Here is a 23,858-nt window from a genome sequence, read left to right on the forward strand (position 1 = left end):
CTACTTAATATTCACTACAGGGATAGAGTCTAATTGCCACTTCCATGCAGCTTGTACTGGTTCCATCACGATACAATCGGTAGGACAGGGTGCAACACATAATTTACAGCCTGTGCAAGCATCGACGATCACTGTGTGCATGGCGCGTGTTGCACCTGCAATCGCATCAACAGGGCAGGCCTGAATACATTTAGTACAACCAATACAGTCTTCTTCAATAATTCGCGCAACCATTTTGATACTGGCGTCGTGTTCTTGCTCTGCAATAGGCTTGACTTCAACTCCCATTATATCGGCAAGTTTTTCGACAGTATCAGCACCACCTGGAACGCATAAGTTTACTTCTTCACCGTTAGCCACGGCTGTTGCATAAGGCTTGCAGCCCGGATAGCCACATTGGCCACATTGTGTTTGTGGTAACTCGGCATCGATCTGTTCAACAACAGGGTTACCTTCAATTTTAAAACGAATAGCTGCCCAGCCGAGCCCGAGCCCAAATAAAGCGGCGAGAATAACAAGGGTAATAATTGCAATAAGAATAGTAGTCATAGTTATCAATAGTTAAAGTTTAACCAAGCCCGTAAAACCCATGAACGCAAGTGACATAAGACCTGCTGTGATCATGGCGATTGAAGTACCCTTAAAAGGGGCCGGGACGTTTGCTGCTGCGATCCGTTCACGCATAGCCGCAAATAATATAAGCACTAATGAGAAACCAACAGCAGCACCAAAACCATACACGGCACTTTCTATAAAGTTATGTTTTTCATTAATATTGAGTAGTGCAACACCTAGTACCGCGCAGTTAGTCGTGATGAGTGGTAAGAAAATACCTAACAAACGATAAAGAGTAGGGCTGGTTTTATGCACAACCATTTCGGTAAATTGTACGACAACGGCAATGACAAGAATGAAACTAAGCGTTCGGAGATACTCTAAGCCGAGCGGCCTTAAAATATAGGTTTCAACAAGGTATGAAGACATGGCGGCAATGGTCAGTACGAATGTTGTCGCAAATGACATGCCAATCGCACTTTCTAGTTTGCTCGATACACCCATAAACGGGCACAAACCAAGGAATTTAACTAGTACAAAGTTATTTACAAGAACAGTGCTTACTAGCAATAAAAGATATTCGGTCATGATGAAGTAGTACAGTTACTATGGGAGGCCATATTATCGGGTATCTGTATCATTGTTACAATAGAAAATAAGTAAATTGATAACGTAAAAAGGCTAATAATTAATTAGTATCCTTACGTTACCTTGGGTTTTTGTTGTTTAACAGGCTATTTTACTTAATGGAGCAGGTTTTGAGATGAGATAACCTTGGATCCCGTCAACATACATGGATTCGAGTAATTGCTTTTGCGCTAAGTCTTCAACGCCTTCGGCAATTACTTGGCAACTCATGCGATGAGCCACATCAACAATCATACGTAAAAACTGCTGACTTGCATTATCATCTGTAATTGATTGAATTAAACCACTGTCTATTTTTATGTAATCTGGCTTTAGTTCTCTAAAGAGTTTGAATGAACTAATACCATGCCCAAATTTACTAATTGCTGAGCGGCTACCAACGCGGCGCAGCATATCGACTATACGCTTACTTGAGACGATATTTCTTTCTAGAATAACTTCATCAATTTCAAAAACTAAATTGGTCGCGATATTTGGTTCGCGTAATAATAAGCGTTCTAGCCAGACAATAAATGCGCTACTTTGCACGGACTGTGAGGCTAGATTAACTCCCCATCGACTGGAACCATCCATTTGTGTCCGGCTATTACTGATGATGTTTTCGATAATTATTTGGTCAAGCTTAACGGTATAATCCAAGCGTTGAGCCATTGCAAATAAGGTGTGAGTTGGCAGTATGGCATTGTTGCTACCAATAAAACGAGTATAAATTTCTTGGTAGTTTTTCATGTTACGGTGAATGGGTTGTACTGGTTGACTGAGTAACATCAGGCTGCGTTTATTGATAATCTCTTCAATCACATCTTTCCAATAAGATTGTCCTTGATTTTCTTGCTGGGCATCTTGCTGTTGGAATGCCCAATAATTAGGTCCTTCGAGTTGTGCTTTCGCTAATGCAGTATCCGCACGCGCTAATACTTGTTCAGGCTGCTGGCCAGAATGAACTGTCGTTATACCTATATACGCAACATTTTCTAGATCATGAAGTGATTGATAATCATCAAGATTCGCTTTGGTTTCTCGTGCCAATTTATGTGCGACTGCTGCTGTCATATTAGGTATGATAATGGCGAAATCAGGGCCTGAAACGCGGTATAATCGACTATCTGGATAACGTTTTGTACATTTCTTAAGAATATTAGATATATCTTTTAGGTAAGTATCGCCGCGCTGAAACCCTCTGTGTTTATTGATATGTCCAAGCGCCGTCGCGCGAATTAATGCGAGAATGGCTGATTGGGGTTTATTTTTTTCCGACAATACATCTACAAGCTCACCACGAAAGTAGAATCGATTGTATAAACCAGTTAAATTATCCATATTAATTTGTTTTGATAGGGCTTCAATTTTATCATGCTGATCTTGTAATTCTTTATGATGGTCTGCTTTATGCTGGGCAAGACGGCGGGTGATAGCTGGAAATACATGGTATTTTGGTTTTTCCGTGTTACCCATTTCCTTCAAGATATTCCTTTCTAACTTAACTAATAATCGTTTTACGGACGCAAGGCATAATAAATAGGCGATAAAGAGTGAAATAATAAAAGTGCTTAGTAATTTAATTTGTGCGTTATCTTTGTCATTAAATCTGAGCTTAAATTTATAACTAAATAAATCTGTGGCACCTGAAAACTTTTTAGCGAGTTGAGGGAAGAGCAACTGGATCAGGATAGGGTAGTTGATATTGGAGTCCCAACTCGAAGATATAGATTCTGTTTGAATGAATAATTGGCTTAGTCCGAGGTGTTCTGTTAATAATTTCGTATTATTATCCGTAATTGAATCAAGACTTATTCTTTGACTCAATGCATCATTAACAATACTGCCTTGTACCGACAATGATGAATTTAATGAATGGTAGCCAAGCCCTAATGAACTGATCAACATACATAAAAAAACAAATGTGATAGAAAGGTTGCAGCGAAAATAATCCGTCATTTTCATTATCCCTATAATATTTTTACATCCTTGTTAGGCTAGATTAACCTGTTTAGATCAATAAAAATACGTATAAGGGGTAGTCGGATATAGATTATGCGATAACGGGCACTATTTTAGTAAAAATTAAACCTTAGTCGGAGAGGTGTTCTAGTTATAAATATTAATTTACTCGTCAAGAGTATTATTATAGATCTTGTTATTAGGTGGGATTATTAGATATTAAAAGAAGTGGCTCCCCTTGCTAGACTTGAACTAGCGACATATGGATTAACAGTCCACCGTTCTACCAACTGAACTAAAGGGGAACAAATTGTGTGCTTTTTACAAAGCTAATATGTTGTGATTATTTATACAACATACTATGACTCTTTATATTGATAATAAAGAATTTGGCTCCCCTTGCTAGACTTGAACTAGCGACATATGGATTAACAGTCCACCGTTCTACCAACTGAACTAAAGGGGAATTATTCGTTTTCATAAACAGCTATGTAATAAGCAGTTTAGGTAATATGGCTCCCCTTGCTAGACTTGAACTAGCGACATATGGATTAACAGTCCACCGTTCTACCAACTGAACTAAAGGGGAATTATTCGTTTTCATAAACAGCTATGTAATAAGCAGTTTAGGTAATATGGCTCCCCTTGCTAGACTTGAACTAGCGACATATGGATTAACAGTCCACCGTTCTACCAACTGAACTAAAGGGGAATTATTCGTTTTCATAAACAGCTATGTAATAAGCAGTTTAGGTAATATGGCTCCCCTTGCTAGACTTGAACTAGCGACATATGGATTAACAGTCCACCGTTCTACCAACTGAACTAAAGGGGAATTATTCGTTTTCATAAACAGCTATGTAATAAGCAGTTTAGGTAATATGGCTCCCCTTGCTAGACTTGAACTAGCGACATATGGATTAACAGTCCACCGTTCTACCAACTGAACTAAAGGGGAATTATTCGTTTTCATAAACAGCTATGTAATAAGCAATTTAGGTAATATGGCTCCCCTTGCTAGACTTGAACTAGCGACATATGGATTAACAGTCCACCGTTCTACCAACTGAACTAAAGGGGAATTATTCTTTTTGCTTCTCTTGAAGCTAATAAATTGTGTGCTTCTAATGAAGCTAATTAATGATGATTACTGTGTATCTTAGTACAGTGTAATAAATCACTAACTGTTACTTTCTCTGTTAAAGAAAGAAAATGTGGCTCCCCTTGCTAGACTTGAACTAGCGACATATGGATTAACAGTCCACCGTTCTACCAACTGAACTAAAGGGGAATTATTCTTTTTGCTTCTCTTGAAGCTAATAAATTGTGTGCTTCTTGTGAAGCTAATTAATGATGATTACTGTGTATGTTAGTACAGTGTAATAAATCACTAACTGTTACTTTCTCTGTTAAAGAAAGAAAATGTGGCTCCCCTTGCTAGACTTGAACTAGCGACATATGGATTAACAGTCCACCGTTCTACCAACTGAACTAAAGGGGAATTATTCTTTTTGCTTCTCTTGAAGCTAATAAATTGTGTGCTTCTTGTGAAGCCAACCAATGATTCAAACTCCGTATATTGATACGTGTAATAAATCACTGACTGTTACTTTCTCTGTTAAAGAAAGAAAATATGGCTCCCCTTGCTAGACTTGAACTAGCGACATATGGATTAACAGTCCACCGTTCTACCAACTGAACTAAAGGGGAATTACTTGTCTTTGTGTTGAAGACGGAGCGAATATTAAAGTCAGATGATTCTACTGTCAATAATAAAACGGCCAAAACTGTTATTTGCCTTTTTTTTGTCGAATAACTGACCGATGATGCCTAAGAAATATTGATAGCGTAGTTTAAGTAAACAATTGATTTGTACGACAAGCATGTAAATATTTGGGTCTTACTATAGAAGAGCAATACCGAACCTATCTTATATCGCTAGTTTCTTTCTATATAGCAGAGATTTTTAATAATACGAAACGGCTTTTACAAATATGGGCCATCACAAACAAGTTTAATTTAAATTTTATACATAACAATATGTCTTTTTGTTATTGAGCATTGTGAATATGACATTTTTAATTAAGTTATCCACTAAATCTGTGGGTAACTCTGTTGATTAAATCTGTAAAAGTAAAAGAGTAACTAATCTAGGGATTTTAAAAAGCGCATGTTGATATAAGTTATATTAGCTCATTCTCAATTAAATCAGTGCTTTAGGTTTTTAGTCTTGTGTTTAAATCTGTTGATAACTTATGCATTCAAATGCTTGTATCAAAAGTGACCATGAAAATGCAGTATTTTCAATTCCTGTTGATAACTACTTGACATTTTGTTTTTTATGTTACCTGTTGTAGTTTCTATTCGCATTATCCATCAAACTCTCAGTGCGGATAGATAATTCTTATGGCGCGATAAGTGTAAATTGGTATTATGGGTAACATATATATTTAAAAGCCGAGTTGTGATCTTAAATAATGACGATTTTATTCGATTTATGTTCTGAATATACCCCGAGTGGTGATCAGCCTCAAGCAATTGAACAGCTGGTTGATAGTTTTAATGCTGGTGTCGCCAGTCAAACCTTATTAGGTGTTACAGGGTCGGGTAAAACCTACACTGTTGCTAATATGATTGCGAAATTAAATCGTCCTACATTACTCATGGCACCAAACAAAACGCTTGCCGCACAGCTCTATGCCGAGATGAAAGAGTTTTTTCCTAATAATGCGGTAGAGTATTTTGTTTCTTATTACGATTATTATCAGCCAGAAGCATACGTACCAAGTACTGATACCTTTATTGAGAAAGATGCAGCTGTAAATGCCCATATTGAACAAATGCGTCTATCAGCAACAAAAGCATTGTTAGAGCGTCGTGATGTGATCCTTATTGCGTCTGTTTCTGCTATTTATGGTTTGGGCGATCCAGAATCTTACCTAAAAATGATGTTACATGTGTCCGTGGGTGAAATTATCAGCCAACGCAGTATCATTCGTCGCTTAGCTGAATTGCAATATACGCGTAATGATATGGACTTTAAACGTTCGACATTCCGTGTACGTGGCGAAGTTATCGATGTCTATCCAGCAGAATCAGATAAGCATGCGGTTCGGATCGAAATGTTTGATGATGAAATTGAACGTATTAGCTATTTTGATCCATTAACAGGCGCTATTGAAAAGACGGCTGAACGCGCGACTATTTATCCTAAGACGCACTATGTTACGCCAAGAGAAAAGATCTTAGATGCAATTGAACACATCAAGGTAGAATTGTCAGAACGTAAGAAACAATTATTATCAGCAAACAAGTTAATTGAAGAACAGCGCGTTAGCCAACGTGTGCAATTTGATATTGAGATGATGCAAGAGCTTGGTTATTGCTCAGGAATTGAAAATTATTCACGTTACCTGTCTGGGCGTGTGCCTGGGGATGCGCCTCCAACCTTATTGGACTACTTACCGGATGACGGCTTGCTGGTTATCGATGAATCCCACGTAACCGTATCGCAAATTGGCGCTATGTATAAAGGTGATCGCTCACGTAAAGAAACATTGGTTGAATTTGGTTTCCGTTTACCATCGGCCTTGGATAACAGGCCACTTAAGTTTGAAGAGTTTGAATCTATCTCACCGCAAACCTTATACGTATCAGCAACGCCGAGTCAGTATGAGTTGGATCGTTGCGAAGGTGAAATTGTTCAGCAGCTCGTACGACCGACAGGGCTATTAGATCCAATCATTGAAGTACGTCCGGTTGATACGCAGGTTGATGATCTACTCAGCGAAATTAATATACGTGTAGAAAAGGGCGAAAGGGTACTCGCAACGACATTAACTAAGCGTATGTCTGAAGACTTAGCTGAATACCTTGCAGATCATGGCGTGAAGGTGCGTTATTTACACTCAGATATTGATACTGTTGAGCGTGTGGAGATTATTCGAGATCTACGTTTAGGTGTATTTGATGTACTCGTTGGTATTAACTTACTACGTGAAGGTCTAGATATGCCTGAGGTGTCTTTGGTTGCTATCTTAGATGCCGATAAAGAAGGTTTCTTACGCTCTGAACGCTCGCTGATCCAGACCATTGGCCGTGCTGCTCGTAACCTCGAAGGTAAAGCTATCTTATATGCTAATCGCATCACCAAATCGATGGATAAAGCCATTAGCGAAACTGAGCGTCGCCGTGCTTTACAGCATGAACATAACGTGAAGCATGGCATTATACCAAAAGGACTGAAGAAGAAGGTCGGTGATGGGTTAAATATAGGTAGAACACCAGAGCAACAAATGATGCATATTGCCGAACAGAAGGCGACCTATGCAGTGTTTACTCCAGCAGAACTGAGTAAAGAGATCGTGCGCTTAGAAGAGCAGATGTATAAATACGCACAAGATTTAGAGTTTGAAAAAGCCGGTGAAACACGCGATAAAGTGGCTAAACTGCGTGAGCAACTGATTCAATAGTCGTGAACAGCTAAGTTAATAGAAACGAAAAAGCGAAACCAATGACTGTAAATAACGTTAAGTCGGTTTCGCTTTTTATTTTATCTAAATTGTTCTATCAAAGTGGTTTACCGACAGCCGATTGTTAAAACCAACTGGCACATGCCTGCTTAGAATAACGAATCAGACAGGTCAAATAGCTCTTGATTAAAAGGACGTTTCATATTGTTGATACAATCAATAATGTCATGGTGAACCATTTGTGAGTTCATTAAACCCACACAGCGGCCGCCTTCGCCTTCTAATAAAAGCTTAACTGCAAAAGAACCCATACGACTTGCCATAATGCGGTCTCGGGCAGTTGGTGTTCCACCGCGCTGTAAATGGCCTAGGATCGTCGCACGTGTTTCACGGCCTGTTTCAGCTTCAATATGTTTAGCCAGCGCATCTACATTCGTTACATGTTCACACATCGCAATGATTGCGTGTTTTTTGCCTTTTTCGATACCCGCTTTGACTTGGGTTAACAGTTCAGCTTCATCATAACCTTTTTCAGGAATTACAACGAATTCTGCACCACCGGCAACTGCTGCACCCATGGTTAAATCGCCACAGTAGCGACCCATGATTTCAACAATTGAGATACGTTGATGTGATGTTGAGGTATCACGCAAACGGTCAATTGCGTCAACCACCGTGTTAAGTGCAGTATCAAAACCAATGGTGTAAGTGGTGCCTGGAATATCGTTATCAATTGTTCCTGGAATACCTATACATGGGAAGCCCATTTCAGTTAGCTTCTTTGCGCCCATGTAAGAACCGTCACCACCGATCACAACAAGTGCGTCGATATCGTGTTTTTTAAGGTTTTCAATTGCTTCTTGACGTACGCTTTCTTCTTTGAATTCAGGGAAGCGTGCAGAACCTAAGAAAGTACCACCACGGTTAATGACATCAGAAACAGATTTACGATCTAGTTTTTCAATACGGTTTTGGTGTAAACCAGCATATCCGTCGTAAATACCATAAACTTCTAAACCAAGATGTAAGCCTTCACGCACAACAGCTCGGATTGCAGCGTTCATGCCTGGTGCATCACCACCACTTGTTAAAACACCTATTCTTTTAATCATTGAAGCCTCAAATATATCAGTCGATGATACTTTATTTATTGGGTTAGAGTCTTGTACTTATCTAGGTAGAGTGTTGTACTTATCTAGGTAGAGTACTGTTTCAGCAAGTGATAGCACGCTTGTTAATTTATTTAGCACACCAATTTTAGTTTATCTGTTGCTGTTACTTTCTCGTTATAATAATCACTTTTTATTAATTTATTATAACTATGTATTCTCTTCTTTTCTGTGTCTTCGTGACTATTTTTATTACTAAAGTAATAGTTGCCATTCTTTCATATGAAACTTTCGTTCGAAAAATAAAATAATGCCTTGGTGCAAGTTTATTTTTTACAATATAAGTTTAATAAGAAAGGAGCGCAGTAATACATCATTATTAAGTAATCTGTATTACTACACTGTTATTCCTAATTCAGAGCTGAACATCGCTCTATATTAGATTTTGATAGGTACTATGCAGAAGCACCTGCAATAACTTTAGAGAATTCAACAGCGTCTAGTGAAGCGCCGCCTACTAGGCCGCCATCAATGTCTGCTTGACCGAATAATTCAGCAGCGTTAGCGCCTTTAACTGAACCACCGTAAAGGATTTGAACTTTGTTTGCTACTGCTGCATCTTGCTCTGCTAACCATGAACGGATGTGAGCGTGAATGTCTTGTGCAATTTCAGGTGTTGCTGTTTTACCAGTACCGATTGCCCAAACTGGTTCGTATGCGATAACTGCATTGTTTAGAGATGCGATACCAGATTTAGTAACAACCGCTTGAAGTTGCGCTTCAACAACTGCTTTAGTTTCGCCTGCTTCGAATTGCGCTAGTGTTTCACCGATACAAAGTACAGGTACTAGGCCATTTTCTTGTGCAACAGCAAATTTGTCAGCAACAACTTCGTTTGATTCACCGTGTATAACACGACGTTCGCTGTGGCCAACAAGTGTATATTTACAACCGAATTCTTTTAACATAACTGCTGAGTTTTCACCAGTGAATGCACCAGCGGTATTAACGTCACAATCTTGTGCGCCGTAGCTAATTGCAGTGTCAGCTGTTAATGCTTCAACTTGTGGGATAAAAACAGCAGGAGGGCATACAGCAACTTCAACAGTTGCATTGTCTTTTGCCGCATCAACTAAACCGTTAATTAAAGCTTCTACAGATGCTTTAGTTGCGTTTAGTTTCCAGTTACCCATTACTAGTGCTTGTCTCATGTCTATCTCCGATATGGTTTAAAGCTATTTTTCTTCAACCTAATTGACTTGAGTAACAATGACTAAAGTCGCTTAAGTTGAGAACATGGGATGATTATAGAGTCATCTAGCGTCAGGGCAAGTTGTCACAAGACAATTTTTGGTAATAAAACTACATAAAATACGGTAACTGTGACTTGAGCCACGTTTACTTGCTCGGTTCAGCTCTAAATGCAGTGTTAATTACAGAATGGAAAACTTATTGGTCATTTTTTAACGACAACCAAGCTAGTCCCAGCCACTCGTGAACAACTGATGAACTAACTGCAAGATACTTAGCTCGAGGAAAGTAATAATGGAGTGGTTGGACGCTATTGGTTTGTTTACTGACATGTGCTGTTGGAGCTGGAATAGGAGATAAGCCCTGTTGTTGGAAGATCTTCATTGAACGTGACATATGGATTGCTGAAGTTACGAGTACGAGTCTTTTACCTTGTGTAATTTCTTTATTATCAATGGCTTCCTCTATAGTGTCACGAGGCTCTTCTAATAAGATAATGGCTGATTTGGGTACGCCTAATGCGATAGCTAAACGCGCATTCATCTTCGCATTACTGTTAATGTCACCACCGCTATAACCACTGAAGATTAACTTTGCCGTGGGGTTTAGTTTATAAATACGCACGCCTTCTGTGGTTCGAGCAAGGGCTGTTGGGGTTAACTGACTAGTAATAGGTAAACTGTCTACCGTGGTGTGAGCGTTGCCCAATACGTGGATATAATCAACGCTTTGCTGCTGGTAACTCGGGTACTGAGACTCTAATGTGGCAGCTAGTCGGGTTGCTACAGGGTCGAGACTTAAAATAAATAATGTAATAAAGCTACTAAAAAGTAAAATTTGAGCTGTTCGCTCAAAACGTGTGAATTTATATAATAATGCAGCAAGGATAAATGCTGTGAGTAGTAAAGGCAGTGGCATTAACCAAGTACCAATAATTTTTTTAAGTGCGAACATAGGTTTATAGTTCCTTTATTATTTACATCATAATTAATCTCTATCCGCTATGGTGAATACTTCTCTCTACCCTTCAGTTTTTCTTATTAAGTTTAGATAGAGTTTCAATATTTGGTAATCAAAAGTATTCTGGCTTAGCACCTTACTGTTTTCTTTTTTGAGTTCTATAATAGTCCACATTAAGTAATTTCTTGATTAAATCTGACTAGGTTACAGCAGGTGCAGTGTTTTTTTGTTTATTTACTAGCTTCGCAGTAGTTGAATATCGCTCACACGTAAATTCCCCGAAATCAATATCGAACCCGGTAATTCAGTCGTGCAGGCGTCAGGGAAATCAATTGTCATCACTTTTCGTACGGCGGGCGCGCACTTGTAGTATTCATTATATAGAATACTTAACCATAAATGCTTCGGTAAAATATCGGTGAGCTGGTTGTCTTGCTGCCAATAGTGAAGGGCAGAGAAGGGATCGCCTTTATTACTCAATACTCGGGTAAATAACGCTTCGCAGTGTGACAATACATAGTCGGCTTCGAGTTGACGCGCTTTTTGCTGTAAGTCATCAATACGACCACTGCTGCGTAAATCAACGGTTTCAGAATCTGACTTACTTTCTTTACGTAATGAGTGGTAAATGTCGGTGAGTTCTTCTTGCTGTACCTGATTGCTAATATCAACACTGGCTGATAATTGCAGTGGCGCAACGCGATTGAAGATAGCCGGTACTTGTTCACGTTCAGCGTAGTCGTCTAACTCCCAAATAGGATTGTCTTTTAGAAATTTAGACATGGCTTTAAGACGGGCCACTTGTTCATTTTGCTTACGCAGGGTCATTAGCAATTGACGCATGCGATGAACTGCGCCTTCTAACTGACGGTTAATACGACGATAACCATCAATAAAGAAAGTAACTTTGCGGCTGAGTTCTGCAGGCACATCATCCCAATCTAACCAGCTATATACATCATTAAGATTAATATCGGCTAATGCATTAAGTAGGCCCTCGGTATAAGCGATGGCTTTTTCATTTTCATGGATCTTACTTTCTAAGCTATCCACAAAACCGAACTTACTGGTGATTGCTGCGAACAAACCACTAACACTGTCTTCTAATTCATAAACAATGCCGTAAAGCTCTTCGTCAACTTGACTTAAATAGAAAGAAACTTCATTGTGCTGACCAGTTAATAACGCGCGTTTATATGACTTAATATCACCATCAATGTGTTGCATGACTTTAGCGATATCAGTACGTTTACGGTAAGACGCATGACGTAATAATAGTTTGTCTAAAATACGCTTTAAGTTGATGGCCAGCATATAGGTGCCATCTTCTTCACTTGGACGGATCAGCCCATTCTTGGTGAGCATTTCTAATAAGGCGCTATTCTCGCCATTATCAATAATGCTGCCATCGAAATAGGCTTGGGCCAACATGCTGCTGTTTGTTTTAGCAAATGAAGTGCGTATTATCTGGGCAATTTTTTCGACTTCAGAAGCGCTTTGCAGCTGTGACATTAAAACATCTCCGACTGTGAGTCATCGAAGATATGGTTATTTTGTGTTTCTAATTTCAACGATTCGCTGTCATTAATAAAATCAATTAACTCGTGAATATAGTTCATTTTAGCGGTGATCTGATAAATGGTACTACCCGTCTCTAAACGTTGTACGTAGCCAGCTTCATCTAACTTTTTTAAGATAAAGTTAAGCTGTTCCGAGATATCATTACGGCTAGTTTTGAAAATACCTTTATTGGTTAATAGCGCTAACTGTTGTTTTAACGTTGGTTCGTGCTCAATACCACGTAATAGTTCAGACAAGCGGATAGTATCGCCTGCGCGCATGGCGCAATCATGTACAAGGGCTGTCATGGCGAGATCTAAAAAATTAACTAATGGGCGGAAGATATCACGTACTTGGCGTAGCTGCTGACGAATATCTGTGCGGTTCTCTTCTTCAATTGTGCAGTAGCAAGCGACAAAGGCTAAACCATCCTCAATCACTTTTACTTTACGGTTAATCAAACGCAGGTAATCATTTACCTTTTCAAATAAGCTCTGCTCAGACAGGTAGCGATATGCATCAGGTTGACTGACCTGACAAATGGTATGACCCTGTAACAATAATTCAACGGTAGTTTGAAACATGGGTTAACCCTCTTCTTGCATAGTTGCTGGCGTAGTATCTGCAGCTATGATTGATGTTGTACTTGTAGACGACGTCTTTGTTTCCACCGACGATGTTAATTCTGGTTCTGATACTAAGGTTTTTTTGGCATCACCATTTAACAGAGCCATGAGTGGATCGTCATCAACATTCATCTGGATCAGACGTTTATTACGGCTATCAATTTCATATAGGTGATCGAATAACTGCAATACTGATTTATCGGTTGACGGTGATGCTGTAATGATCTGAATACCGTGTTGATTTAGCATTTCGAGCATTGCCTGAATGTTTTCAGAATGCAATTCACCTAATTCATCGACTGGCCAAGTGATCACGGTACTTGCATCGGGGCGCAACATGGTTGTTAAACCGGTAAAGAAAGTAATTAAGGCTAAGTAAGATAGGCCCGTTGATGAGACATCTTCCAGTTCTTTTGGTGTTGTTGCACGAGTCGTTCGACCGTTTTCAACAATGGTAAATTCAATATCAAATAGCTCATTGTGCTGCATGTTATTGTTTTTCGGTAATACCGCTGATAATTCATCCAAGCTATCAATTAAGTTTTGTGGAATACTGCGATCATGCGTGAGTTCGGTATTAGCTTGATATGCTTCAAACGCCTCGTTTACATTTTCAAGCTGCTTCCAGTAACCTAACTTGTCCATCTTAGTACGAATGGCAATTTTAATATCACCGAGGGCAGTGAAGAATTGTTTACCATTCATGTGGCTAGACAGTTTACGGCCAGTACGGGTAATGTTGCGATCAAAGTTACTTAAATGGGTATAGATAGATAAAATATCGTTAGCACGTAATTCAACTTCGTGCGTGGTCGATGTTTGCAATAGTTTTGCATTTTTCAATACATAACTCAGCTGTTCGCCGCTGTTGATTGCTTCTTCAAGGCGGTAGTTCACCATCTCAGGGTCACTTTCAATGCGGTTTTCTAACCAACCAATTTGCAGTGTACTTTTTGAGTAACGTTTTAATTCACTGCTAATTTTACTCACAGAGCTTAATACATTACTTTGTTGTTTACCTAACAGACTTATTTGGCTGTTCGTTAGCTTAGAGATGTTGTTGACGGTGTATTCTGGTAAATCATCATGTTTAATCGCAGGATAGTCTGCTAGTTTTACAAGGCTGTTATCTAAGCCTTTTAATTGTAATACTAAGTCAGTAACGAGCTTATCGAGCTGGGTTTTCTCTTGCTCTAGCTTGTCGGTTGACTGCTGATAATCTTGATGTTTATCTTTTAATTGCTGTTGGAAACGTTGGATAGCGGCATCTAAGCGGCGTAAACGTTCACGGCCTGGTTCCACTTGCGACCATGATGTTTCTAACCAGCTATTATATTTATCCGCTTTTTGTTGGAATACTTTGGCATTCTCAACGGCTTTCATCGTTTGTTTTATTTTAGCTTCAAGGGCGTTGAAGATGCTGGCATTAATCCCTGCGTCGCTTAATGCGGCTTGGAGTGCATCGGCAATGCGTTGCGCTTCAACTTGTGCTTCATTGCGCAGATTGTCGAGTGATGACTGGTAGCTATCAATACGCTGATTATAGTCAGTTTCTAGCTGGCAATGTACGCTTAAACGTTCGTTGTTTAGCTCGTTATGACGACTTTGATAATCAACCTTTGCTTGGCTTAATGCTTGTTGCGCTTGAACTAAGAGTAGTTCTGTATCCGCTAATTCAGTTTGCACTCGCGCAATAGCTAAGGTTTTATGTTGTTCTAATTTACTATTTAATTCATCTTCTTCATTTACTAGGCTAGTGAGTAATTGAGTTTGTTTAAACAGTAATTGCTTGCTCGACATTAATTGTTTATCAAGCTCTTCAACGTCTTTATTGAGCCGCTCTAATGCTTGTTGTAATTGCTCTAGTTCCGATTTTTTAGCCCCAATTTGCGCTGAAATATGCTGTTCTTTTTCTGCCAGTGCGCTGTCTGTGAACGAGACGTGTTCTAGGGCATTAAGGTTGATTTTTATGCCATAAAAATCTTGAACTTGGGTTAGCGCTGTTTCGGTATCGGATTGTTTCGCTGCGTCAGTAAATGCGGCTAATAACTCTGGTTCAAGATGCAGGTGTTTTAATAGCTCAGGGTTAATGACACGACCAATGTTGCTTTGCCAGTTTGGCACGTGCTCAACAAGGAAGGCATGTAATGACCCTTTGGCTGGGCTTAATAGTGTTTGTACATCTCGCTGCTGCTGCGCTAAATGGTTTAATTCGATTTTTAAGCGATCGTTGGTTTGCAGCGCTTGATGTTGTTTTTGGCGTAAACTTTGAGACTCGCTGCTAACACGGTTGTAGGCTTCTTGACGCTCGCTAATACGACGACGACACTGGCTTAGATTCTGTTGTAATTGCAGAGATTGGTCAGCAAGTTCTGGATCAATCTGCGGCTGTTTCAGCTGTAGGTTAAGTGAGATCTTAGTATGTTCAAGCGGTGTTTTCTTTTCGGTTAACTGATCAATCAGCGTTTGTGTTTGCGTTCTTAATTCACTTTCTAACGTTGCATAGCGTAACTTGTTTTCACTTAACGCGGTTGTTAACTGTTGACGCTGAGAGCTGATTTCGTTCGTTAGTTGTTGCTCGTGCTTGTTAAAATCAAGCTCTTGTTTTTGCTGCTGTTCGGTAAACGTGCGACTAAGATCGGCAGACTTTTCACTTAACTGGGTTTTTTCGTTGTTCAGATTGATTAAGCGTAAGGTAAAATCAGATAACTCAGAACCGCGCTGCTCATAGGTCGCGGCTTCATCATCTTCAAAATCAATTTTTTCTTGTTCTAATTTATCAAGATCGTGTTTAATTTCACGATGGGCTTTTTCTTCATCGTGACAGGCATCTTCAATCGTTAATACTTGCTGTCTGTGTGCTTCTTTTAAGTCGGTCAACTCAAGCAATACATCTTTTAAACGTGTACCTGCAGTGTCTTGATCTTGACTACACTTCTGTTGGTAGATATCAGCAAGGTGATGTAGGTGCTGTAGATCTTTTTTGATTTCAATAAGTGAATCAATGTCAGTTAATGACGATAGGATCTTGTCTTCTAGATTGAGAATGGCTTGTGATGAATGCAGGTCGGCTAGCCAGCTATCAATATCGGTTTTATCAATGTTAACCATGTCAGTCACATTGTGGCTGAGCATTTCTGAACTGATCGCGTCTTGCGAGATCTCGATGATCATTTGTTTGATCACGTCGAAGTTAGAGATCTTATTAAATACCGAGGTAACGACTTTTTCAATGTGCTTAATCGGTGATTGGCTCATTGAAAAACGTTGTTGTAGTGTACGCAGTGATTTCTTGCCGCCGAGATCACGATGATTCTGAATGACTTTTGCATATTCATCGACACTTAACAGGCTGCTGATTTCACAACGATGTTGAGTTCGATAATTACGTTTAATTTCGTCATCGCCAAAAATATTGCCACTTTCATCCAGGTACATTTTGATATCGAACGGGTGATCAATAAAGCGATATAGCAGTTTATCGCCATCGCTTTTAATTAATACATGACATAATTGCGGTGTGTCGGTGCCGTTCGGACGTTGATAGTCAAAAATGATGTAGCTGGTTTTACGCGGCAAATAATACGCGGCAAATGATTTCTTGTTGGCATTTCGTTCAACAATACGTCCAGGTCGCGCACCCCAAAACAGCATAGGCAGTTTAAGTAGTGTCGTTTTACCGGCACCATTGGTCCCCGCAACTTTAATATTACCCGTGTTATTTAACTCAAGTAATTTACCCGGCCAAAAGCTATCAATAAGGTAAGTTGTGCGACAAAGATATTGTTGTGAAGAATCAGTCATTATCATTATTTTGCAAGAAATCGAACCCCATATTTTAACTGAATGACGCACAAGATGTAAGAAAAAAGATAAGTTTAGTCGGGTGATGAGCGGTTCTGCTCAGATTATCAGCAACTTTGTGTTTGCCGTTGGATTTATGCAAATTTAGTGAATATTCTTGCATATATATAATAATGCAATACAATTCGCTAAATTATTTATATTAACAAGCTGAAATGATGGTTGGTGTGGCATTTTATGTCGACATTTGGCTTGATTAAGGAATTATTGATGGAAAACAAACTTGGACTAGGTATGTTGGTTGCGTTGGTATTCAGTACCATGGTCGGCGCTGGAATATTTAGTCTCCCGCAAAACGTTGCCGTATCAGCTGCACCCGGTGCAATCACGCTAGGCTGGTTGATCACGGGCTGCGGTATGCTCGCGCTCGTGACGGTATTACGTAATTTGGTGGTTCGCTTCCCTAATTTAAACGGTGGTATTTTCTCGTACGCCCAAGCAGGCTTTGGTAACTACATTGGTTTTATGTCGGCTTGGGGTTATTGGATCTGTAACTTATTAGCGAACGTATCGTATGCAGTGGTCTTTTTTAGTGCGATTGGCTACTTTGTTGATACCCCTGAAAACCCAATGATGGGACAGGGTAATACGCCAATTGCAGTGTTGGGTGGTTCGTTATTAATTTGGTTTATGCATGCGTTAGTATTACGTGGTGTGACACGTGCTGCGTTGATTAATGTATTTGCGACGGTGGCGAAAATAATCCCTATTCTAACCTTCGTTTGTCTGGTTGTGATGGCGTTTAGTTTTGATAAGTTTACCCTTGATTTTTGGGGTGAAAAAACACCTGAATTAGGCTCGGTATTAGATCAGGTTAAAGCCACTATGATGGTGACATTATGGGTATTCATTGGTATTGAAGGTGCGGTTATTTTATCTAACCGTGCTAAAGATAAATGCGACGTGGCGAAAGCAACGGGTATTGCGCTGTTCTCGGCATTATTACTCTATATTGCTGTTAGCTTGTTTACTTTAGGTGTAATGACTCAACCTGAAGTTGCGCAACTACAAAATCCATCAATGGCGAATATTTTAGAAGTGATCGTTGGTCCTTGGGGAGCAATGCTGATTAATGCTGGTTTGATTATCTCGGTATCCGGTGCGTTATTGAGTTGGACAGTGGTTAGTGCTGAAGTGCCTTTCATTGCGGCAAAAGAAGGGTTATTCCCGAAAGCATTTACGAAAGAAAACAGTAAAGGTGCAGCAACAACGTCACTGTGGTTCTCATCTTGTTTGGTACAATTCTTTCTAATCTTAACGTTATTACAAGAAAGCTCGTATTTAGCCTTGGTAAACATTGCGACTTCGGCTGTCTTGTTACCGTATTTTTTAGTGGGCGCTTATGGTGTGAAAGTCGCGTTAAGCGGTGAAGGTTATAGCGTAACTGAAGGTCGTAAGAAAGACCTTGTTATTGCATTAATATCATCATTTTATGGTGCTTGGCTCGTATATGCAGCTGGTGCTGAGTATATGTTGTTATGTGCATTATTGTATTTACCGGGTGTACTGGTTTATAAGAAAGCACTTGCTGAAAAACAGCAGGAATTTAGCAAGCAAGATTATGCTTATTCATTCGTGTTATTAGCAGGTGCTGCAGGTGCGGTTTATCTGTTATCAACAGGTGTGTTGTCACTTTCTTAGTATTTTAACCACAATTTTGATACTCTAATTAGACACTTAAAATGTTTAACTTGAAACCCTCACCTTAAAAGATAGGTGTATGTTGTAAAAAGGCTTATTTAGATGATTGTGGTTTTATATTTAATATTAGGCGCTGCGGCAGGTTTGATCGCTGGCTTGTTTGGTGTTGGTGGCGGTTTAATTATCGTACCAGCACTGGTTTTCTCTTTTTCCTTGCAAGAACTCTCGCCAATAGTTTTAACCCAGTTGGCGATTGGTACTTCCCTCGCGACGATTATCTTTACCTCTCTTAGTTCGATTAAAACCCACCACAGTAAAGGGGCAATTGATTGGTCTTTGGTTAAACGTCTGACTATCGGTATTGTTATTGGCGCGGTTGCTGGTAGTATTTTTGCTGATTATTTACCGGGTAATACATTACAAATTATTATCGGTATTTATGCATTAACTGTTGCGGTTCAAATGGGCTTTAATTTAAAACCAAAAGCAGAGCATGAACTACCAAAAGGCGCTGGCTTGAGTGTTGCAGGTGGTGTCATTGGTGCTATTTCTGCTTTATTTGGCATTGGCGGCGGTTCACTCACCGTACCTTACTTATCTTGGTGTCGTGTGGAAATGCGTAATGCGGTTGCGACGTCTTCTGCTTGTGGCTTGCCGATTGCGGTGGCGGGCGTGTGCACCTATATTATTACGGGCTGGAATAATCCTGATTTGCCAGAGTACAGCTTGGGTTATATTTACTTACCCGCTTTCTTTGGCATTATTATTACCAGTACTGTGTTTGCTAAACAAGGTGCAAAACTTGCGCACTCATTACCAAGTCATATCCTAAAACGGTATTTTGCTTTGTTATTACTGGGTGTTGGTTCGAAGTTTATTTTTTTCTAAAACGAACATTTTATTGATCTAGGCTATGAATAGTCCGAATAAGTACTCATTTAGTATAGGTTTGTAACAGGCTCTATCTAAAATATGTTAATTTCATCCCCTAAGTAGTAGTTTACTAAGGGGCCGCTTTGTTAAAACTAACAACTGCGATTAACGCATTACAGCAACTGATTATTCATGCTCAGCCAGAGCAAACTCGTCTTTCGGTCGAATTACAGCCCTTGTATGCCACCGAACTAATTGAATGGTTTGATGCGCAAATTTTATTCCCGCAATTTTATTGGCAATCTCGAGACGGTGATGAAGAAGTCGTCGCCTTAGGTCAGTGTTGCCATTTTCATGATCTTGATACGGCTAAAAGCCAGCTTAACGAACAGCAACGGATCTGGGGCGGATGCGCATTTTCACATCAAGATCATTATTTCTTACCGCAAGTTGAATTAACACGTAAAAACAATAACTGGCTATTATCGGTGAATTTGCCTGCTCATTCAGCGCCAATCCATGAGAATGTTGGAATAAAGCGTACAGATCAAACCTATGACAAAGCTGCATTGCTTGAAAGTCTCGCCAGTTTAATTACACCTGCGCCGACACCTCTCCCGTTATCTTATAAGATTGAAGCGCGCAGTCATTACCCTGAATTTAACCAGTGGTCTCATCTTGTCACCAAAGCTTTAAATGCGATCGAACAACAAGATTTTGAGAAAGTGGTGTTAGCGAGGAAGACAGCATTAACACTAAATCGTCCAATTTCTGCTGCTCAGTTTTTACAGCAAAGTCGCCAGGTTAATCAGCAGTGTTACCACTTTATATTTGCGCTTCAGGCTAACGACTATTTTGTTGGTTCTACGCCAGAGCTATTATTTTCGCGAAAACAACGTCAATTACATACCGAGGCGCTTGCGGGTACAGCGGCACGCAGTGATGATGCTGCGGAAGACCGTGGTTTAGCCAATTGGTTATTAAATGACAGCAAAAATCGTTATGAAAACCGTTTAGTGGTGGATGATTTAATGGCGCGTTTAGACCCTCGTTGTGATTCATTACAGGTATCTGTGAAACCAGAATTAGTGAAACTGCGTAAAGTTCAGCACTTAAAACATCACATCTCAGGGATACTTGCTACAGATGTTGATGATGCAGAGTTATTAGCTAACTTACAACCAACCGCTGCGATAGCAGGATTACCACGTCAACCAGCATTAAATTTTATTGCGAACAATGAACCATTTACACGGGGTTGGTATAGCGGTGCGCTTGGTTATGTTGGGCTGCAGCAAAGTGAGTTTTGTGTTGCGATCCGCAGCGCGCGAATTTTAGGGCATGAGGTACAGCTTTTTGCGGGGGCGGGCATTGTACCAGGCTCTAGCCCTGTAAGTGAATGGCAAGAGCTAGAACGTAAAACCGCGACACTGTTAACCTTACTTGAACCTGATACGACTGTTAACTGTGATATAGACTGCGATGATATTCGCTTAAATTCATTTTTACCTGAGTTACAACGCGCATGATAACAAACCAGTCTCTTTTAAACATGCAAGCTCCATTAAACCGTTTATGGGCAAGCTTAATGTTAGATGAATTGAGTCGTTTAGGCGTTCGTCATGTGTGTGTTGCACCAGGATCTCGCTCAACCCCCCTTGTTTTAGCGGCTGAAGAGAATGAGAATCTGATCTTACATTGCCACTTTGATGAACGTGGACTTGGTTTCTATGCTCTGGGGTTAGCTAAATCATTACAAGCGCCTGTTGCTGTGATTGTTACATCAGGTACAGCGGTGGCAAATCTATTACCAGCTGTGGTCGAAAGTGGTTTAACTAAAGAAAAACTAGTGCTATTAACTGCCGATCGGCCCATCGAACAAATTAATTGTGGTGCTAATCAGGCCATTCAACAATCAGGCTTATTCTCAAGCCATGTTTGTCATGAATTATTATTACCTAGCCCGAGTCTGGGCATCACACCGCAGTGGTTGTTGAGTACCATAGACCAAAGTTTAGCGGTGCAGCAGCAAGTGGGTGGTACGGTTCATATCAACTGCCCTTACCCTGAACCTTTGTATGGCGGCGACGCTGATTTTAGTGATTACCTTACTGGGATCGCAGGATGGAAAGCCTCACAGAAAACGTATTTGTCGATTAATTCATTAGGAACCAATTCAATTGACATTAATGGGCTAAACACTTACTTGTCCGATAGCCATTCCGTACATTGTCATTCTTTAGACTTGAAGGCGTCTGCCGACTTATATACCGCTACTTATACCAGCATGCCCGTTGTAAACAAAAAAGGACTTGTTGTTATTGGCGCAGTTGCAATTACAGAGATGCAAGCGATCAAACAATGGGCGGCTATTTTGGGTTGGCCAGTATTGGTTGATCCGCAAGCTGGTGGCAGTAGTGAATGGGCGCATTATGATGTCTGGTTACAAAATCAAGCGTGTCACGATAAGTTAGCGGAAGCAGAGATCTTGGTGCAATTTGGCGCGCGGTTGGTATCAAAGCGTTTAGGTCAGTTTATCGCACAGCATGACTGGCAAGACTATTGGTTAATTGCAGAACAAGCGGGGCAGTTAGACCCTTATCATCATACTTGTAAACAATTCATTAGTCCTATCTCGGCTTGGTTAACATCTTTTGTTGAAGGCCACTTAAATAGTCAGTTAAGCGAACCATTGGTATCAACTAATTACTCGTTCGAAGCAAATAGCCGCATATTCGCAGATGTTGGTGTTTGTCATCATGATGCTAACGGTTATGAGTGGGCTAAAATGTTAAGGTTTGCTAGCAGTAAAGTACGCCAGTTGGTAGAGACGCGTTACATTGATAATCTAACGGAAATTAGTTTTGCTATCACGTTAGATGCTTGCCTGACTATGCCGCCTTTAACTAATCCAACGAGTTTATTTATTGGTAATAGCTTGATTGTTCGTTTACTTGATATGTTTGTGACATTACCGAATGTGCCTGTATTTAGTAATCGTGGTGCTTCGGGTATTGATGGCTTGTTGGCGACGGCTGCTGGAGTGCAAGCAGGGCAGGGGCAAGGCATGCTTTGTTTATTGGGTGATACGTCTTTGTTATATGACTTAAATTCACTGGCGTTATTTTCTAATCCGACATATCCGAGTGTGATTGTGGTACTGAATAATGACGGTGGTGCCATTTTCGATATGTTACCTGTTAATGAGCAACAAAAAGAACAGCTTTACCGTATGCCACACGGGCTTAAATTTGAACATGCGGCTTCGATGTTTGGGCTGGATTACGTTCAACCTAAAACGCTGGCGGATGCACTGTCTGCTATTGATCATGGATTAAATCCAATGCGTGAAGTGGCTGGGGAGATGCGAACGCTGTTGGTAGAAATAGTAACGCCAGCTGGGGAAGCTGCCAAGCAACTCAAGCAGTTGTTTAGCGAGGTGAAAAATGCAAGTTTTATCTAATATGATTATCTCGAAACAGACGCAATCACCTCTATATTCAGTCTCATTTGAGCCTGCTAATCATCGTGTTCAAAGCTCCGCAGCGAAACCAAGTTTGGTGTTCTTGCATGGTTTACTTGGTTCAACGGCAGATTGGCAACTGATAATTGCGGACTTATCACTGGATTACCAGTGTATCTGTATTGACCTACCAGGGCATGCGGGTAGCCAAGCCGTTACTGTTAATGACTTTCAGCATGTTCAACAACTAATCATAGCGACGCTTGCCCAGTATCAACTTGATAATATTATTTTGGTCGGTTACTCGTTAGGGGCGCGGATTGCCATGACGATCGCGAGTGATCAAGCGTCTAATTGGCCGTATACCCTCGATGGACTGTTGTTAGAAAGTGGAAATCCAGGTTTGAACAGTAGCGCTGAACAATTACAGCGTGGATTACATGACTTGGGTTGGGTAACACGTTTTAGCGACGACACATTACCTACTGTGCTTATTGATTGGTACCAGCAAGGGGTATTTGCATCGCTTACTCAGGCTCAAAAAAACGCTTTAATTAAAACGCGTTGTCAAATTCAAGCAGATAAAAATGGATTCAGCGGCGGTATGCAGATAAGCAAAATGTTGGCGGCGACCTCATTATCTAAGCAAGGTTATTTGTTACCACAATTACAAAAATCTGAACTTCCTGTGCGCATGGTTTGTGGTGAATTAGACCCTAAATTTGTGCTGTTAACCAAAGCAAGTCAATTGGATTATCGCCTGGTATCAAGAGCCGGGCATAACGTACATGCAGACCAGCCACATGAGTTCATTCAGTTAGTGAGAGATTTCGTGAGTGAGATAGCGGTTAACAAAGCCACGCACAAGAAGGCGGCTTAAACGCGTTTTAAATAA

The 23,858-nt window shown here is 40.2% G+C and carries 15 protein-coding genes and 10 tRNA genes; 6 read left to right on the forward strand and 19 right to left on the reverse strand.

Annotated features, from left to right (window positions below; translation table 11 throughout):
• From rsxB to HWV02_RS07725, 13 genes are all read right to left on the reverse strand, one after another.
• The gene (gene rsxB, locus HWV02_RS07665; protein ID WP_211674788.1) at positions 1-549 is read right to left on the reverse strand and encodes an electron transport complex subunit RsxB; all 549 of its coding nucleotides are present in this window, start codon (positions 547-549) and stop codon (positions 1-3) included.
• A 12-nt stretch (positions 550-561) separates the two neighbouring features.
• On the reverse strand, positions 562-1,143 hold the full coding sequence (gene rsxA / locus HWV02_RS07670; protein WP_211674789.1) for an electron transport complex subunit RsxA: 582 nt from the start codon (positions 1,141-1,143) through the stop codon (positions 562-564).
• A gap of 138 nt (positions 1,144-1,281) precedes the next feature.
• Entirely contained in the window at positions 1,282-3,141 is a 1,860-nt protein-coding gene (locus HWV02_RS07675; protein ID WP_211690072.1) for an EAL domain-containing protein, read from the reverse strand.
• 232 nt (positions 3,142-3,373) lie between these two features.
• Positions 3,374-3,449, reverse strand: a tRNA-Asn gene (locus tag HWV02_RS07680).
• An 85-nt stretch (positions 3,450-3,534) separates the two neighbouring features.
• Positions 3,535-3,610 (reverse strand) — tRNA-Asn (locus tag HWV02_RS07685).
• A 47-nt stretch (positions 3,611-3,657) separates the two neighbouring features.
• Positions 3,658-3,733, reverse strand: a tRNA-Asn gene (locus HWV02_RS07690).
• A 47-nt stretch (positions 3,734-3,780) separates the two neighbouring features.
• A tRNA-Asn gene (locus HWV02_RS07695) sits at positions 3,781-3,856 on the reverse strand.
• A 47-nt stretch (positions 3,857-3,903) separates the two neighbouring features.
• Positions 3,904-3,979, reverse strand: a tRNA-Asn gene (locus tag HWV02_RS07700).
• A 47-nt stretch (positions 3,980-4,026) separates the two neighbouring features.
• Positions 4,027-4,102, reverse strand: a tRNA-Asn gene (locus HWV02_RS07705).
• 47 nt (positions 4,103-4,149) lie between these two features.
• A tRNA-Asn gene (locus HWV02_RS07710) sits at positions 4,150-4,225 on the reverse strand.
• A 134-nt stretch (positions 4,226-4,359) separates the two neighbouring features.
• A tRNA-Asn gene (locus tag HWV02_RS07715) sits at positions 4,360-4,435 on the reverse strand.
• 134 nt (positions 4,436-4,569) lie between these two features.
• Positions 4,570-4,645: transfer RNA gene (locus HWV02_RS07720), tRNA-Asn, on the reverse strand.
• Between the two features lie 133 nt (positions 4,646-4,778).
• Positions 4,779-4,854: transfer RNA gene (locus HWV02_RS07725), tRNA-Asn, on the reverse strand.
• A 767-nt stretch (positions 4,855-5,621) separates the two neighbouring features.
• Here HWV02_RS07725 and uvrB point away from each other — a divergent pair.
• Positions 5,622-7,616, forward strand: a complete 1,995-nt coding sequence (gene uvrB / locus HWV02_RS07730; protein WP_211690073.1) for an excinuclease ABC subunit UvrB — start codon at positions 5,622-5,624, stop codon at positions 7,614-7,616.
• A 149-nt stretch (positions 7,617-7,765) separates the two neighbouring features.
• Here uvrB and pfkA read toward each other — a convergent pair whose 3' ends face one another.
• The 6 genes from pfkA to HWV02_RS07760 all read right to left on the reverse strand — a co-directional run bounded on the left by pfkA (position 7,766) and on the right by HWV02_RS07760 (position 16,926).
• Positions 7,766-8,728, reverse strand: a complete 963-nt coding sequence (gene pfkA, locus HWV02_RS07735) for a 6-phosphofructokinase (protein WP_211679184.1) — start codon at positions 8,726-8,728, stop codon at positions 7,766-7,768.
• A gap of 452 nt (positions 8,729-9,180) precedes the next feature.
• Complete coding sequence (gene tpiA, locus HWV02_RS07740) at positions 9,181-9,936, reverse strand: triose-phosphate isomerase (protein WP_211679185.1); 756 nt, start codon at positions 9,934-9,936, stop codon at positions 9,181-9,183.
• 238 nt (positions 9,937-10,174) lie between these two features.
• On the reverse strand, positions 10,175-10,930 hold the full coding sequence (gene elyC, locus HWV02_RS07745; RefSeq protein WP_211690074.1) for an envelope biogenesis factor ElyC: 756 nt from the start codon (positions 10,928-10,930) through the stop codon (positions 10,175-10,177).
• A 243-nt stretch (positions 10,931-11,173) separates the two neighbouring features.
• Positions 11,174-12,448 carry a hypothetical protein gene (locus HWV02_RS07750; protein ID WP_211690075.1) on the reverse strand — a complete coding sequence of 425 codons (1,275 nt, stop codon included), beginning with the start codon at positions 12,446-12,448 and terminating at the stop codon, positions 11,174-11,176.
• Positions 12,448-13,080 carry a hypothetical protein gene (locus tag HWV02_RS07755; RefSeq protein WP_211679188.1) on the reverse strand — a complete coding sequence of 211 codons (633 nt, stop codon included), beginning with the start codon at positions 13,078-13,080 and terminating at the stop codon, positions 12,448-12,450. Before HWV02_RS07755 ends, HWV02_RS07750 begins: the two co-directional genes overlap by 1 nt.
• Positions 13,081-13,083: 3 nt before the next feature.
• The gene (locus HWV02_RS07760) at positions 13,084-16,926 is read right to left on the reverse strand and encodes an ATP-binding protein (RefSeq protein WP_255550613.1); all 3,843 of its coding nucleotides are present in this window, start codon (positions 16,924-16,926) and stop codon (positions 13,084-13,086) included.
• A 270-nt stretch (positions 16,927-17,196) separates the two neighbouring features.
• Between HWV02_RS07760 and HWV02_RS07765 the strand changes: the two genes are divergently transcribed.
• The 5 genes from HWV02_RS07765 to menH all read left to right on the forward strand — a co-directional run bounded on the left by HWV02_RS07765 (position 17,197) and on the right by menH (position 23,843).
• Positions 17,197-18,627 (forward strand): basic amino acid/polyamine antiporter, encoded by a 1,431-nt coding sequence (locus tag HWV02_RS07765; protein WP_211690077.1) that lies wholly within the window; start codon positions 17,197-17,199, stop codon positions 18,625-18,627.
• Positions 18,628-18,729: 102 nt separating this feature from the next.
• Entirely contained in the window at positions 18,730-19,515 is a 786-nt protein-coding gene (locus tag HWV02_RS07770) for a sulfite exporter TauE/SafE family protein (RefSeq protein ID WP_211679191.1), read from the forward strand.
• Between the two features lie 128 nt (positions 19,516-19,643).
• A complete protein-coding gene (locus tag HWV02_RS07775) occupies positions 19,644-21,029 on the forward strand; it encodes an isochorismate synthase MenF (protein ID WP_211679192.1) in 1,386 nt (461 codons plus the stop codon).
• Positions 21,026-22,963 carry a 2-succinyl-5-enolpyruvyl-6-hydroxy-3-cyclohexene-1-carboxylic-acid synthase gene (menD, locus tag HWV02_RS07780; RefSeq protein ID WP_211690078.1) on the forward strand — a complete coding sequence of 646 codons (1,938 nt, stop codon included), beginning with the start codon at positions 21,026-21,028 and terminating at the stop codon, positions 22,961-22,963. The genes HWV02_RS07775 and menD overlap by 4 nt, the downstream gene beginning before the upstream one ends.
• On the forward strand, positions 22,947-23,843 hold the full coding sequence (gene menH, locus HWV02_RS07785; RefSeq protein ID WP_211690079.1) for a 2-succinyl-6-hydroxy-2,4-cyclohexadiene-1-carboxylate synthase: 897 nt from the start codon (positions 22,947-22,949) through the stop codon (positions 23,841-23,843). The genes menD and menH overlap by 17 nt, the downstream gene beginning before the upstream one ends.
• Positions 23,844-23,858: the final 15 nt, after the last annotated feature.

Origin of the sequence: Moritella sp. 28, from assembly GCF_018219435.1 — a bacterium.
In the GTDB taxonomy this organism is placed as follows: domain Bacteria; phylum Pseudomonadota; class Gammaproteobacteria; order Enterobacterales; family Moritellaceae; genus Moritella.

Coding starts and splice junctions, on each gene's coding strand:
- HWV02_RS07760 (WP_255550613.1), bottom strand. CDS start 16,926: ATGACTGATTCTTCACAACAATATCTTTGTCGCACAACTTACCTTATT.
- menH (WP_211690079.1), top strand. CDS start 22,947: ATGCAAGTTTTATCTAATATGATTATCTCGAAACAGACGCAATCACCT.
- uvrB (WP_211690073.1), top strand. CDS start 5,622: ATGACGATTTTATTCGATTTATGTTCTGAATATACCCCGAGTGGTGAT.
- HWV02_RS07675 (WP_211690072.1), bottom strand. CDS start 3,141: ATGACGGATTATTTTCGCTGCAACCTTTCTATCACATTTGTTTTTTTA.
- rsxA (WP_211674789.1), bottom strand. CDS start 1,143: ATGACCGAATATCTTTTATTGCTAGTAAGCACTGTTCTTGTAAATAAC.
- menD (WP_211690078.1), top strand. CDS start 21,026: ATGATAACAAACCAGTCTCTTTTAAACATGCAAGCTCCATTAAACCGT.
- HWV02_RS07750 (WP_211690075.1), bottom strand. CDS start 12,448: ATGTCACAGCTGCAAAGCGCTTCTGAAGTCGAAAAAATTGCCCAGATA.
- HWV02_RS07765 (WP_211690077.1), top strand. CDS start 17,197: ATGGAAAACAAACTTGGACTAGGTATGTTGGTTGCGTTGGTATTCAGT.
- rsxB (WP_211674788.1), bottom strand. CDS start 549: ATGACTACTATTCTTATTGCAATTATTACCCTTGTTATTCTCGCCGCT.
- tpiA (WP_211679185.1), bottom strand. CDS start 9,936: ATGAGACAAGCACTAGTAATGGGTAACTGGAAACTAAACGCAACTAAA.
- elyC (WP_211690074.1), bottom strand. CDS start 10,930: ATGTTCGCACTTAAAAAAATTATTGGTACTTGGTTAATGCCACTGCCT.
- HWV02_RS07755 (WP_211679188.1), bottom strand. CDS start 13,080: ATGTTTCAAACTACCGTTGAATTATTGTTACAGGGTCATACCATTTGT.
- HWV02_RS07770 (WP_211679191.1), top strand. CDS start 18,730: ATGATTGTGGTTTTATATTTAATATTAGGCGCTGCGGCAGGTTTGATC.
- pfkA (WP_211679184.1), bottom strand. CDS start 8,728: ATGATTAAAAGAATAGGTGTTTTAACAAGTGGTGGTGATGCACCAGGC.